The organism is Paenibacillus durus ATCC 35681 (genome assembly GCF_000993825.1).
Lineage (GTDB): Bacteria > Bacillota > Bacilli > Paenibacillales > Paenibacillaceae > Paenibacillus_AQ > Paenibacillus_AQ durus_B.
This window is the reverse complement of sequence record NZ_CP011114.1, coordinates 5,328,511-5,341,178: the sequence shown is the minus strand read 5'-3', so window position 1 is coordinate 5,341,178 and position 12,668 is coordinate 5,328,511. Positions and strand designations below refer to the sequence as shown.

At 46.6% G+C, this 12,668-nt stretch carries 11 protein-coding genes and 2 pseudogenes; 3 read left to right on the top strand and 10 right to left on the bottom strand.

The features are described from left to right. Positions 1-40 precede the first annotated feature (40 nt). The 6 genes and pseudogenes from VK70_RS24945 to VK70_RS24915 all read right to left on the bottom strand — a co-directional run bounded on the left by VK70_RS24945 (position 41) and on the right by VK70_RS24915 (position 5,659). Entirely contained in the window at positions 41-889 is an 849-nt protein-coding gene (locus tag VK70_RS24945; RefSeq protein WP_051505145.1) for a glycerophosphodiester phosphodiesterase family protein, read from the bottom strand. Between the two features lie 17 nt (positions 890-906). Further along, positions 907-1,497: an ABC transporter permease subunit gene (locus VK70_RS24940; protein ID WP_233277863.1), complete on the bottom strand. Its 591-nt coding sequence runs from the start codon at positions 1,495-1,497 to the stop codon at positions 907-909. A gap of 149 nt (positions 1,498-1,646) precedes the next feature. Continuing rightward, positions 1,647-2,410 (bottom strand): annotated as a pseudogene (locus VK70_RS28115) (IS5 family transposase). 13 nt (positions 2,411-2,423) lie between these two features. Further along, the gene (locus tag VK70_RS24925) at positions 2,424-3,464 is read right to left on the bottom strand and encodes an ABC transporter permease (protein ID WP_052756041.1); all 1,041 of its coding nucleotides are present in this window, start codon (positions 3,462-3,464) and stop codon (positions 2,424-2,426) included. 11 nt (positions 3,465-3,475) lie between these two features. After that, positions 3,476-4,489 (bottom strand): ABC transporter ATP-binding protein, encoded by a 1,014-nt coding sequence (locus VK70_RS24920; RefSeq protein WP_025695859.1) that lies wholly within the window; start codon positions 4,487-4,489, stop codon positions 3,476-3,478. Between the two features lie 84 nt (positions 4,490-4,573). After that, positions 4,574-5,659 (bottom strand): extracellular solute-binding protein, encoded by a 1,086-nt coding sequence (locus VK70_RS24915; protein WP_051505083.1) that lies wholly within the window; start codon positions 5,657-5,659, stop codon positions 4,574-4,576. 231 nt (positions 5,660-5,890) lie between these two features. Between VK70_RS24915 and VK70_RS24910 the strand changes: the two genes are divergently transcribed. Beyond that, complete coding sequence (locus VK70_RS24910) at positions 5,891-6,883, top strand: LacI family DNA-binding transcriptional regulator (RefSeq protein ID WP_025695857.1); 993 nt, start codon at positions 5,891-5,893, stop codon at positions 6,881-6,883. Positions 6,884-7,003: 120 nt separating this feature from the next. Here the strand turns inward: VK70_RS24910 and VK70_RS29625 are convergent, their stop codons facing one another. Then, a complete protein-coding gene (locus VK70_RS29625) occupies positions 7,004-7,288 on the bottom strand; it encodes a winged helix-turn-helix transcriptional regulator (protein ID WP_411431713.1) in 285 nt (94 codons plus the stop codon). 171 nt (positions 7,289-7,459) lie between these two features. On the opposite strand from VK70_RS29625, the gene VK70_RS24905 reads away from it, so the two are divergent. Further along, positions 7,460-8,098, top strand: coding sequence for an NADPH-dependent F420 reductase (locus tag VK70_RS24905; protein ID WP_025695856.1), 639 nt, complete (start codon positions 7,460-7,462; stop codon positions 8,096-8,098). 141 nt (positions 8,099-8,239) lie between these two features. On the opposite strand, the gene VK70_RS24900 is transcribed toward VK70_RS24905, so the two are convergent. Next, positions 8,240-9,208 (bottom strand): NADP-dependent oxidoreductase, encoded by a 969-nt coding sequence (locus tag VK70_RS24900; protein ID WP_025695855.1) that lies wholly within the window; start codon positions 9,206-9,208, stop codon positions 8,240-8,242. A 185-nt stretch (positions 9,209-9,393) separates the two neighbouring features. On the opposite strand from VK70_RS24900, the gene VK70_RS24895 reads away from it, so the two are divergent. Continuing rightward, a complete protein-coding gene (locus VK70_RS24895) occupies positions 9,394-9,717 on the top strand; it encodes a winged helix-turn-helix transcriptional regulator (RefSeq protein ID WP_025695854.1) in 324 nt (107 codons plus the stop codon). A 74-nt stretch (positions 9,718-9,791) separates the two neighbouring features. Here VK70_RS24895 and VK70_RS29155 read toward each other — a convergent pair. Both VK70_RS29155 and VK70_RS24885 read right to left on the bottom strand, forming a co-directional pair. Then, a pseudogene (locus tag VK70_RS29155) lies at positions 9,792-9,914 on the bottom strand (23S rRNA (adenine(2503)-C(2))-methyltransferase RlmN); the annotation flags it as partial. A 141-nt stretch (positions 9,915-10,055) separates the two neighbouring features. Next, on the bottom strand, positions 10,056-12,590 hold the full coding sequence (locus VK70_RS24885; RefSeq protein WP_025695852.1) for a glycoside hydrolase family 31 protein: 2,535 nt from the start codon (positions 12,588-12,590) through the stop codon (positions 10,056-10,058). Positions 12,591-12,668 lie beyond the last annotated feature (78 nt).

The window sequence follows — 12,668 nt, the reverse complement described above, 5'->3', positions numbered from 1 at the left end:
CCCGAGGCTTTTTTTGTTGAATAATTTCTATTTATTTACATCACTTCTGCAAATAATTCAATAATTGCCGCGAATAATCGGTTTGAATCATATTCACCCCTCTGGCGATTCCCCATCCCCAACCGTCTGCAGCGTTTTCCAACGATTGTTCATCGGAGTGCCCCGCACATAGAGAATCCCACATCGTGTTTATCCAGAGTCTGCATTTGCCGGAAAACATATGGAACGATTCTTCAATCGAAAACGGACTGGTCTCATCCTCAAAAACGAACTCCACCGCCTTCGGCTTGATTCGGGTTAGCAAGGCATCCGGGTCATGAAGCAAATATGCATTGCTTGCCTGAATGATCTGCATATACTCGGGGCGAATCGCCTTTGATTCCAGGAATGCCGCGACTTCATCCAGCTCCGCATCGCTCTTGAACAAGCCGTGATTCACGGTACCGGTGTCCAGCAGGACCTGATAAACCTCTTCCCGGATATCCCAGCATTTGTCCAAATTGATAAGCGCCTTGCCTTTCACAAGCTTCATGACTTCCTCAAGTGTTGGGATATGCACACCGGTTAACTCCGCCGACTCCCCGCCTTCCGATTGCTTTACTTGCAACGACAGCAGTTCATCATAACTGAGCTCCGCAACAGCTCCGCTTCCGCTCGTCATTCGGTCCACGGTTTCATCGTGCATGAGAATCAGTTTGCCGTCACGTGTCCTTCGCACGTCGATCTCGATCATATCGACGCCTAAATCGATCGCGTTGATAATGGCCGGCACTGTATTTTCAGGTGCATTAAGCCAGTCGCCGCGATGGGCGATCACCATGACTCGGCCGTTCGGATTGTTAAACTCGGAATACATGCGATCAAAGTGATTCGGATGAATGGTGTTCATTAGCCAATATCTCCTATTCAATGTTTGCTGTTTCTTCCATAAATCGCATAGAGCGAAATGGAGGAAATGATCATGATAACAACCGAATAAACCATGGAAACTGCTCTCGTATCGACCTGCGTGCTGCCTGGAGTTTCCGAAACGCTGCTTGTGATGACGATGGAGAGGGGCTGAAGTAACGGGTGGTACAAGAAGGCCGTCACGTCGTAGTTCACAAGCAGACTGTTGAAATTAAGGGCAATTACCGCCATGGCTGTCGGCAATATGATCGGCAGAATGACTCTTCTGAACGTATACAACGTCTTCGCTCCCATGCTTCTGGACGCTTCTTCCAAGGCGCCGTCAATCCCGAATAACGATGCTTTGATCAAACGGATGGAAAAGGGGATCTGAATGACGATAAATCCAAGCAGCATAAGCCAGACGCTTCCAACCAGCACATAATTGCCCATAAGCCAATGCGGCGTATTGTAAGTGAAGATCAAGCCAAGCGCCATCATCGAATGCGGCAGGAACCAGGGAATCAGCATCGTATACTCCAACGTTTTCATAACCAGCTTGTTCTTGCTTTTATGCAAAATTCGGGCGACGATCATGCAGAGAACCACGACCAATACGGAAGCCCCGAGGCAATAAATCAAACTGACCAAATAAGGCTTGTACCCGTTCGGTTGGCTGAACACATAGTAATAATTGGAAAGCGTGAATCGATCGAGCGAAATTATCCCTTTATTGAAACTAGGGCCTGTACGCAAACCTATTTGAGCCATAAACGAATGGAAAGCAACGTCAAAAAAGCGATGAACATATTCGCTGTTTTTTCATAGCGGGTCGCCAGTCTTCGATAGTTTTTCACTTTGTTGAAAAAGCATTCGATTAAGTGTCGCTCTTTATACGCTTCAGAATCTAACGGACGCTTTACCCGCCGATTGCGTTTGCTTGGGATCACCGGAGTGATCGCTCGGCTTTGCAAAAGCTCCAGAATGGCGTTCGTATCGTAGGCGCGATCAGCCAACACTTCGCCCGGGCAGAAGTCCAATTCATGAAGAAGTCGATAGCCGGTGACCGAATCGTGGTCTTGTCCTGGCGTCAATTCGAAACGCAGCGGATAGCCGAGCGCGTCCACCATCGCATGAATTTTAGTGGTTAATCCTCCGCTCGAACGCCCGATGGCCTGCCGGTCCTGCCCCCTTTTGCGCCCGCTCCATGTTGATGGACGCGGACGATGGTGGCATCGACCATCACTTGCTCCCAATCCGGTTCGATGGCGACATGCTTCAATATTTCATCCCAAAGGTTTGCTTTCTGCAATCGCCAGAAAAAACTGTAGGCGGAAGACCAAGGGCCATAATAACCCGGTAAATCTCGCCATGGCGCTCCCGTTCGAGCTACCCAGAGCACCGCATTGAGCATCTGGCGCCGATCCTTAGGCGGACGTCCTCCTTGTTTTTTTCGGGCCGGGGGCAACAGGGGTTCAAGTATATTCCATTCTTCATCCGTTAACTCGTATCTTCGTCTCATGTTCCTTATTTTACTAGATTTCTACGAGTTGTACAGTTTGCGTACAGGCCCTAGAAGAATCCATAAAAGAAAAGACGATAATGACAGCCACCGGAAGCACATAGATCACAAATAACAAGTAAGCTGCAGCATGAACAAGGAAGTTGGCCAGTTTATTCCTTATCTTCTTCTTTTGAAGTTTGGAAGACACTTTCGAGACAGCGATATAATTTTCTTTCATTTCTTTTCGCATCAGGAAGAGGAATACGAAAAACGTAACCACTCCGAGAATGATGGACAACGCGGCGGCAACGCCTCTGGAATATTCACTCCCGGCTAAAACCAGAATCATCGAGTTGATCGACTGGAAGCTGTCTCCCCCCTGGATCAGCGGTGAGGACAAAGCGGTAATGCCGGTATAAAAGTTTAAAATCGTGATGGCGATCAGCGAAGGCTTCAGCACCGGGAGCAGCACCTGTGTAATAATGCTGAATTCGGAAGCTCCCATATTTCTGGCTACCTCAATCGTTTGGTAATCGATTCTTTTTAATGCTGAAGAGAGGAAGATCACGTGATTTGACGTGATGCCTAATGTCATGACGAATAGTACCGCGCCATATCCGGTGAACCAGTTCGGATCCAGCTCCGGAAACAGCCTCACTAACAAATGGGTGACAACGCCGGTCGGTCCGTATATATACTCGTAGCCTGTGACGAGAATAATCCCGCTGCAGATTAAGGTGGTGTAGAACCCGAGTTTTACGATTTTTGCGCCTTTAACATCGAAGTATTCCGTAAGCAGAACGATCGAGATACCCACGATATTGACGGTAATCATCAAGGAAAAGGCCAGAATGAAGCTGTTTAACAGGCTTTTCATCGCCTTGGCGGAATGCCATAATTGCTGAAACGGCTGGGCCGTGAACGTGCCGTCCTTCAGAAATGTCTTCAGGAGCAGGCTCACATTCGGATACACCAGAAAAGCGAAAATAAACCATACGAGAAAAAGCGCGATTGCGATTCCTGTCAGTTTGGAAGGGCTCAACCATCGTTTCATTGCGTGCATTTTATTCATCTCGCCCACCTCTAAAATTGCATAATATCATCGGCATTCAAAAACAACCGGATTTCTTGCCCGTTGCTATAGAGAAGGGATCCATCGTTTTTTTCGATATTTCGGATTAAGCCGCCATTCATACTATACGTATATTTGGTATAGATCCCGTTGTAATCATTCTCGGACACGACACCTTGTAAACAAACCGGTTTGGCGACGGCCGACAAGGGAGACGTCGAAATTCGCTCCAGTCTGATATAGCCGGGCTTCGACAAATCGAAATTCATCCCGGTTTGCTGACTGACCTGCCGCAATGCCGCTTCATTCAGCATATTGATATCGCCGATAAATTCGCAGACGAACCGTGAAGCCGACTTGTTGTAAATCTCGTGAGGCGTTCCAATTTGCTCGATTTTCCCTTTGTTATAGACCGCTATGCGATCGGAGAGCGTCAAGGCTTCTTCCTGATCGTGGGTGACATAAATCGTGGTAATGCCGAATTCTCTTTGCAATCTTTTCAACTCCGCTCTCATCTGCCCGCGCAGTTTGGCGTCCAGATTGGAGAGCGGTTCGTCAAGGACGAGAATATCCGGCTTCAAAGCCAGCGCCCTTGCGATCGCAACCCGCTGCTGCTGCCCGCCCGATAATTCGGACACATTCCTGTAAAGCTGCTGCTCACTCAAATCGACTTTCCTCGCTATCTCCGTAACGATGGCATGAATTTCTTCTTTGCGCCGTTTTTGAACTTTTAGTCCGAAAGCGATATTTTCGTAGACGTTCATCGTCGGAAAGAGCGCGTAGCTCTGGAAAACAATACCGATCCCTCGTTGTTCGACGGGAAGGTGCGTAATGTCTTTACCATCCACCATAATTTTGCCTTTGCTGGGTATGATGAATCCGACCAAGCTTCGGAGCGTTGTCGTTTTCCCGCAGCCGGACGGTCCGAGCAAAGTGAAAAATTCGCCTTGGTTTACCGTGAAGCTCATCGACTCCAACGCGACGAAATCATTGTATTTAATTTCGACATTCTGAAATTCAATCATGATCTTATCCCCTTGCACAGAGTAGGTTAAGAAATATGGATATTCGCAGAGCGAATATCCATATGGAACCGGCAAATTGGACCCTTACTTCTTGAGCTGCAATTCAACTTTTTGCACCCATTCTTCGATGTGGTCAGATGCGAATTTCCAATCAATGTCCTGCACCGTAACGGCGTCGGCAATGTCCTTCACATTTTGCGGAGCATCCTTCAATGCATCTTTATTGGCAGGGAGGTAGCTGAATTTTGCCGCAAACGCACCTTGAACTTCGGCGGTGCCGAACCACTCGATAAATTCTTTTGCGGCTTCGGCGTCTTTCGCGCCCTTGATAAGCGCAACCGATTCTACGACATGAGGCACCCCGATTTTCGGGGATACAATGTCCATTTGCATGTTGTAATCCTGCTCGAAACCTGCTATTCCGCTGGACCAAATCGGACTGATTGGCTGTTCTTTCTTCGCTAAGGTCTGGAAGAGATCTTCCCCTTGCTTCAATTGGTACCCATTCTTATAAAACTTAGCCAATTCGTCCCAGCCTTGTTTTGAAATCCCGTATTCACCGTTCGGGTCCTTATACCGCATCAGAATCCCCACAAGAACGGTTCTCGCTGTTCCTCCGCCTGGAGCCAAGATGGCGTATTTGCCTTGATACTGCGGTTTGTTCCACAGGTCGGGCCAATCTGTCGGCGCCGTTTCCTTCGTGTAAACATTCTTATCGTACATCATTAAAATGGCTTGTTTCGCGGTGGCATGATAGAAATCTTCACTATCGTTCAATCTTGCATCGACTTTATCCGTCCAGGAAGGACGGTACTTTTCAAGCATGTCCTGTTTTTTGAATTTTTCGTAGTCAATGCTGCTGAGTCCCCAGATGACATCGGCGACCGGATTATTTTTCTCGGCAATCAGTCGATTTGCGATATCTCCTCCTCCGGCCTGTACGATTTGCACATCAAATCCTTTTTTGGCTGCTTCCTGTTGAACCCATTCTCCTCTGCCTTCACCGCCGGAATTTGTATAAATGACAACTTTCTTTTGGTTCGCCGCGGGGCTTGCCGACTGCTTATTGACTGCGTCTTGAGTGGGAGCAGCAGTTCCGCATGCGGACAGCACCCCTAAGATCAGTACCATTGCGCTTGTCGCCATCATTCTTTTTTTGAACATTTTCATCTGGTTTTCATCCCCTCAATTTAGTAAAATGCAAACATAAAAAAGGTAATATATTTACTTCTTACAGTTTATAAATTTACTATTCAAGTGTAAACTTCAATCAATAATCTTATTAATATTTAGTTAAATCGATTTAAATCGTATATTCAGGCTTTCATTTTTCCAAGAATAAACTATAATGGATTTGTATTAAGTAAATAAATTACTAATAGATTTAGGAGTTTGATCCCTATGGCTACAATGAAAGATATCGCCCGTTTCGCAAATGTTTCTACGACCACAGTATCTCGGGTACTCAATAACGATCAATCGTTTAACGTTTCTGAACTGACTCGAATAAAAGTATTGGAAGCAGCCAAGCAATTGGGATATAAAACGATTGTGGAGCGTTACAACAAGAAATATTACAGGTTAGCTCTCGTATACAAACCTACCATTTTCAACAGCCACTTAGAGAATGATTTCCACTTTTCTGTTCGAAACGGCATCGATAAAATCTGCTCACAATACGAAATTGACATCGTGAATGTATTTAATTTCTCAAATGTATCCGTTGACAATTTACATGGCGCCATTATTCAAGGAAACTATACGAATGAAGAAATCGAAGCTATGGTATCCGTGTTGAACACAGAGCAAATTCTGATCATTGGAAGATGTCCGAATGATAACAAATACGACAGTGTTTGGTTCGATACGAAAAGAGCCATCCACTCGGCGTTAAACTATTTAGTGGATCTGGGACATCGTGACATCGGTTATATGGGCGGCACTGAGAATGAGGATCTGGACATGGAGGATCGGAGAGATCAAATCTTTCTGCGATATATGTCTAAGTTTCCAGAGTTTAAACCGTCTCGGATATATTTGGGGGAAAATCTTATGAGCGGATACAAGTTAATGGAACGCGCGCTTCACGATGGGCCTCTTCCTTCAGCTTTTTTTATAGCTAATGACCCTATAGCGTTTGGAGTTTTGGACTTCCTCAAGGAGAAAAATATTCAGATTCCGGAGACGTTCAGCATCGTGGGTTTAGACGGCCACCAAATGGCACAATACACCACCCCTCATCTGACAACTGTCCAAATCCCCACCGAATATATGGGGCAGGCAGCTATACAGACGCTGATTGAGCGAATAGAGGGTCAACGTACGTTGACCAAAAAGGTTCTCGTTCCAACGGAGCTGAATATTCGTGCAAGCTGCAAAGCATTCAAAGGCTGACTTATCATTCCCATTGAAGAAGGTATATAAAAGAAAATATCGCCTATCTCCAAAACGATTTTTACATCGGAGATAGGCGATATTTTTCTATTTTTTGAGGCATCTGGATTTATTTCAATATTACTCTTTTTTCGGTAGGATGTGCTTTTCACCCCACTCACTCATCTTATCAAGAAATACAATCATTGATCGTCCTGACGAAGTCAACATATATTCTACTCTTGGTCGAGGCTCCGGATATGATTTCCTTTCAATTATTCCGTCACGCTCAAGCTCGCGAAGTTGCTCTGTTAGTATTTTTTTCGAAATTGATGGAAGATGCCGCAGCAATTCGCTATAACGTACTGGCTTGTAATTTTTATATAAGTACCGATATATGGGGATTTTCCATCTCCCGCTTAACATAGATAATACGACCTCTACCGGGCAGTCATTTAGCTGGACAGGCATTCTCTCACCCCACTTTTACCAACATTATACACCATAACATAATCAAACATTTGGATACTAAAAAGTGCCTAATTGTTCACAAGACTTAAAGTTCATATAATCACCCGTAGAGAGGAGCGGATGAGAATGAACATTGGTATTCTTGGGGCGGGAAATGTAGGCAAGATTTTAGGCAAAGGATTAGTTCTGGCAGGTCATCATGTATTAATCAGCAGTCGAGAGCCCCATGATCCAAAACACTTTTTTTGGAAGCAAGAGGTAGATAAGTCGGGGGACGTAACATCATTTGATGAAGCCGCCCAGTTTGGTGAGATCATTATTGCGGCACTCCCGTGGTTCTGTTTAAAAGATGTGGTTGAAACCATCGATCCTGGCTATTTGAAAAATAAGACGGTCATTGATGTAAGCAATGCCGTACATTTTGACAACGGACCACGTTTACTGCTTGTCGATACATCAGCAGGAGAAATTGTCCAAAAGTTGTTGCCGGAAAGTCAGGTTGTTAAAACACTCAATACCATTAGCGACAAGATCATGATTCATCCAAAGTTCAAAGAAGGTTCACCCATCATGTTTATATCCGGGAACAATAATTGTTCCAAAGATCAGGTCAGTGCTCTTCTTAAAGACCTTGGTTGGTCCACGATTGTTGACTTAGGCGACATTAGACAAAGCCGCTTGCAAGAATCAATCATGCTTGCATGTGTGATTAGTGAAATTCAATTACAGTCGCCAGGATCGGCATTTGCCTTACTAAGACATTGATTTATTCACTTACATTGAAGAGATCCTTTAGACTAAAACTAACCTCCACCCTCCGCTTTACCACTATTTGTGATACGGTTCACCATATCATTCACATGCTGCAAGGATGGATCAGGATGACAAAAGATCGGGCCATGGAGCTTATAGTTCATCGCCAACCCGCAAAACGATCTTCCCTCGGGTCCGGCGGCTCTCTATTCGCGCGTGTGCTTGATCGGCCTCTTCCAGCGGAAATACAGATTCAATCTCGACTCGAAGCAACTTCTCATCGACGAGTTGTCCGATCGCAGCAAGCTGTGATCCGTTTGAGTGAACCTGCATGCCCCGGACCGTCACGCCTGCCGCGGCGGCACGCTCAGCGGGATACGTGCCGTAGAATATGGGCACCAGCCTTCCGCCCGGCTTTAATACGTCAATGAAGCGGCCACCATTGGGTCCACCTACCGTATCTATGACTAAATCCACATCGGACACGGCATTTTCAAGCTCAGTCTTCGTATAATCTATAAATTGATCGGCCCCGAGCCTTTCCACAAATTCCGCGTTTCTTCCGGATGCAACCGCAATGACATGCGCTCCTTTTGCCTTGGCAATCTGTACAGCCAAGTGCCCGACTCCGCCCGAAGCGCCATTGATCAGGACGGTTTGGCCTTTGCTCATATTGGCGTGATCAAAGAGCGCTTGCCAAGCTGTCAATGCCGTCATCGGCAAAGCCGCCGCCTGAACATGGCTCATGGATTCCGGCTTCAAGGCTAAATCCTCAGTCGGAGCCGAGATATATTCCGCGTACGCGCCTTCAGGATTCCCACTGGGGAAACGAATCAGGCCATAAACGGCATCGCCTTTTTTAAAAGCCGTTACACCGGGTCCAATTTCCTCGACAATCCCTGATACATCCGAACCCAGGATCCGCGGCAGCGACAAAACATTAGCCGGCCGATATTCCGGCGGCATCGTTGCAAATCCCGAACGAATATGAATATCAGCAGGGTTGACCCCTGCCGCCTGAACATGTATAAGAACCTCTCCCGGGGCCGGCTCAGGGCGGGGAACATCGATTACTTTTAGAACCTCGGTTCCTCCATAAGCTTGAATCTGAATGGCTTTCATTTCATCATATCCTCCTTCTAACGGAACAAGCATAGGGGAAAGAACGAAACCGGCCGGTAGATCATTCCTTTAACAACTCCCAAAACTATTGTACACTGGTGCTGAACAGTATTGAAAGAAGGCATTATTTTTAAACGTAGTTAACCCCAATAAACTGCCTTACTTAAATGAAGGAGATGATTATATTGGATTCTCCCACAAGGATTGAAGAGTGTGTAGCCTCAGTCAATAAAGTGATGTTTATTTTCGGCGGAAAATGGTCTCTCCTCGTATTCGGTCAGCTGCTTAACGGTCCCCAGCGTTTTAATGAGTTGCGCAGGAATGTTGGCGGTATTAGCACAAAATCATTGAGCGATATTCTCCGCCATTTCGAAGAAAATGAGATTGTTTCCCGTGTCGTGTATCCAACCGTACCTGTATCTGTCGAATATTCTTTGACGGACAAAGGGCGCGACCTGCAATCCGTCTTAATGGAAATGGGTCAATGGGGAGGAAGATGGGAAAATTAGCCGTATAAGTCTCCCCATCCCCGGCACCAAAGCGGACGGAAGAAGACATGATCGATCCATGTCATCAACTCCCTTTACTCTTGGCAATATGGACTTTGGATCTGTTTGCTTCTAAGTTGCCCGCATGCGGCATCAATATCCGTTCCCTGCTCCTGACGGATGGTGCTGTTGACGCCATGCTTCTTCAGAATATCGTAGATCTTTCCGTTCGGATAGAAATGGATACGAATATCGAGTGAGAAACTTTTTAGCCCTTTCGCTGCCAAAGCTGGTCATAACATAAAAAACGGGCTGGAGCGACAATGTCTCCAACCCGTTTTTCATTTGATGTCATACGATTAATCGATTTTTACTCTGTGGCCTTCGTTCGCAGGAATTTTAACATACAGTACTTTCGCCGGCGCATCGAAGTAATAGCCGCTTTCTTGTTCGTTCAGTTCGTCAAGGCTGCTTGCTTTCGCGTACTTGTCCTCAGCCGCCTGCACTTTGTTCGGCTCTTTGGCATCATGCAGCTTCAGCGTGTAGGACTGGATATCAGATTCGTAGTTTTGCGTCTTTTTGTCCTGCTCGAATTCGATGTGGTTTCCTTTCCGCTCTACACGGACGTCGGTTACGTTGAATTCGCCTCTTGTATAATCCTCGGTCTTGGCATCGTCTTCATAGAAGCTGTAGGAAGCCTGGCCTGCAAGGTAAGTGTCAAGAATCAGATTTGTCAGCTTTTTCTCGCCTGTGTACTGCTGAACTTCGCGGCGAGGAATGATTGAGTCTTGCTTCACGTAGATCGGAAGTGTGCCAAGGTCGGCTTGTTTCGTGATGGTTTGGCCGCCCTCAAATTCTTCACCGGTCCAGTAGTCGACCCATTCCGCGCCGGCCGGCAAATACACGCTGCGGGACGTGGCTCCTTGATTCACTACAGGTGCGATCATTAGCGAATCGCCGAACATGTACTGATTATCGTTGTTATAGGTATTCGAATCATGCTGGAAATGGTAGACGAGCGGCTGCTGTACAGGCTGCCCGCTTTCCTGCGCACGTTTGAACTGGTTATAGAGGTAAGGCAGCAATTCGTAGCGCAAGGAAATATATTTCCGGCTGATGTCCTCGACTTCCTTGCCGAATGCCCACGGTTCCTGCTCCTTATCCCAACTGTAATGGTCCCGGGAGAAAGGCACAAAGGCGCCGACTTCGATCCAGCGGGCAAACAACTCCGGCGTTGGTTGGTCCTGCGCCGTAGGTTTTGCAAAGCCTCCGATGTCGTTGCCGACAAACGCTGCGCCGGACAATCCGAGATTCGAATTCATCGGAATCGTCAAACGGAGATGATCCCAGTTGCTTGTATTATCACCGGTCCAAATGGCGGCGTAACGTTGGGTTCCCGCATACGCGGCACGAGTCAGCACGAACGGACGGGTATTCGGCTTGTTCACTTTGAATCCTTCGTACGCCGCTTCATTTTCCAGATGGGCAAAGATATTATGAATCTCTTTGTTCTGTTTTTTAGTTCCGTCATCCGCCTCATAGACGGTATCGAGCGGCATGGACCAGCCTGGACCGCCAAACACGGCCGGTTCGTTCATGTCATTCCAAATACCGGCTACCCCTTTGTCAAACAGCGCTTTATGCTTTTTCGCCCACCAGTCGCGGACTTCGGTTTTCAGGAAGTTCGGGAAAACGGAGTCACCCGGCCAAACATAACCGACATAGTTGCTGCCGTCAGCATTTTTAACCCAGAAGTTGTTCTTGGTTCCTTCCTGATAGGTATCGAAGCTGTCTTCAACTTTGACACCCGGATCGTTGATTGTAACATATTTGAAATTCAGGTTGTCCATATCTGCTTTCAGCTTGTCGGGATCAGAGTACTTCGGCCCCCAGGTAAATACGCGATAGTCATTCATATAATCGATATCCGCGTACATCGCATCGGCGGGAATTTGCTTTTCGCGGAATGTTTTGGCCACCCTGACCATATCATCCTGCCAATACCCCCATTTGCTTTGCTGAAAACCGAGAGACCATTCCGGCGGCAGATTGATCTTCCCGGTCAAATCGGTATACCGGTCAACGACGTCTTTGATTTCCGGACCATTGATAAAATAATAGGTCAGCTTTCCGCCATCAGCGTAGTAATAATAGTAATCGTCGCTTTCCTTTGCCATGTTGAAATGAGCACGGTACGTATTATCGAAGAAGAGACCGTACGCCTTTTGGTCCTTCAAACCGATAAAAAACGGAATGGTAGCATACACATATTTCGTGTCTTTCGTATAGGAGTACGCGTCCGTATTCCACATACCGATATCGTAGCCGCGTTTGTTCAAACCGCCAGTCTGCTCACCGAAACCGTAAAAGTTTTCGGTCTTGTCCGTTTTCTTGAACACGTATGGCTTTCCGTCTTCATAACCTGATCCTTTAATGTCGTCTTCATTAATCACGTTCCCGTTTTTATCCAGATATTTGATTCCAAATGGGCTTTTCTTGATGTCTACCGTTAAGCTGTCGGTAGTAATGACAATTCTCTTGTCGTCTTCCTTCACTTTGAGTTTGGGAGCAGACCAATCCGTTTTCGCGATCCCCGGAGAGACAAACTCTTCCTCGCCTTTGTTTAAGATCGATACCTTGGCCATATCGGAAGTGAGCAGACGGATATAAGCTTCCTCTCCGCCCAAATCAAGCTTGACGCCATTGTCCAACTGCTTGACGCTTTGCACCGCCATCGGCTGCTGCAGTTTGTTTTTATTGAGCGGCGTATCGGGCGCCGGCTGCTGGACTTCCGCATAGACTGTTTGGGGAAAATAAAGCTGTGAAAGAGCATTGCCTGAGAGAAGGACTGTACCTGCTAAAATTAATGGCACCCATTTCTTTTTCGGCTTCATTTGGTTTCACTCCTAGTAAGAAACTGATCGTATACTTGAAAAACAGGTTGGAGATGAGAACTCTCCAACCCGTATTTC

Excerpts from the sequence above, each read along its gene's own strand:
- VK70_RS24905 (WP_025695856.1), top strand. The coding sequence starts at position 7,460 with ATGAACATTGGTATTCTTGGGGCGGGAAATGTAGGCAAGATTTTAGGC.
- VK70_RS24925 (WP_052756041.1), bottom strand. The coding sequence starts at position 3,464 with ATGAATAAAATGCACGCAATGAAACGATGGTTGAGCCCTTCCAAACTG.
- VK70_RS24915 (WP_051505083.1), bottom strand. The coding sequence starts at position 5,659 with ATGAAAATGTTCAAAAAAAGAATGATGGCGACAAGCGCAATGGTACTG.
- VK70_RS24885 (WP_025695852.1), bottom strand. The coding sequence starts at position 12,590 with ATGAAGCCGAAAAAGAAATGGGTGCCATTAATTTTAGCAGGTACAGTC.
- VK70_RS24900 (WP_025695855.1), bottom strand. The coding sequence starts at position 9,208 with ATGAAAGCCATTCAGATTCAAGCTTATGGAGGAACCGAGGTTCTAAAA.
- VK70_RS24910 (WP_025695857.1), top strand. The coding sequence starts at position 5,891 with ATGGCTACAATGAAAGATATCGCCCGTTTCGCAAATGTTTCTACGACC.
- VK70_RS29625 (WP_411431713.1), bottom strand. The coding sequence starts at position 7,288 with ATGTTAAGCGGGAGATGGAAAATCCCCATATATCGGTACTTATATAAA.
- VK70_RS24945 (WP_051505145.1), bottom strand. The coding sequence starts at position 889 with ATGAACACCATTCATCCGAATCACTTTGATCGCATGTATTCCGAGTTT.
- VK70_RS24920 (WP_025695859.1), bottom strand. The coding sequence starts at position 4,489 with ATGATTGAATTTCAGAATGTCGAAATTAAATACAATGATTTCGTCGCG.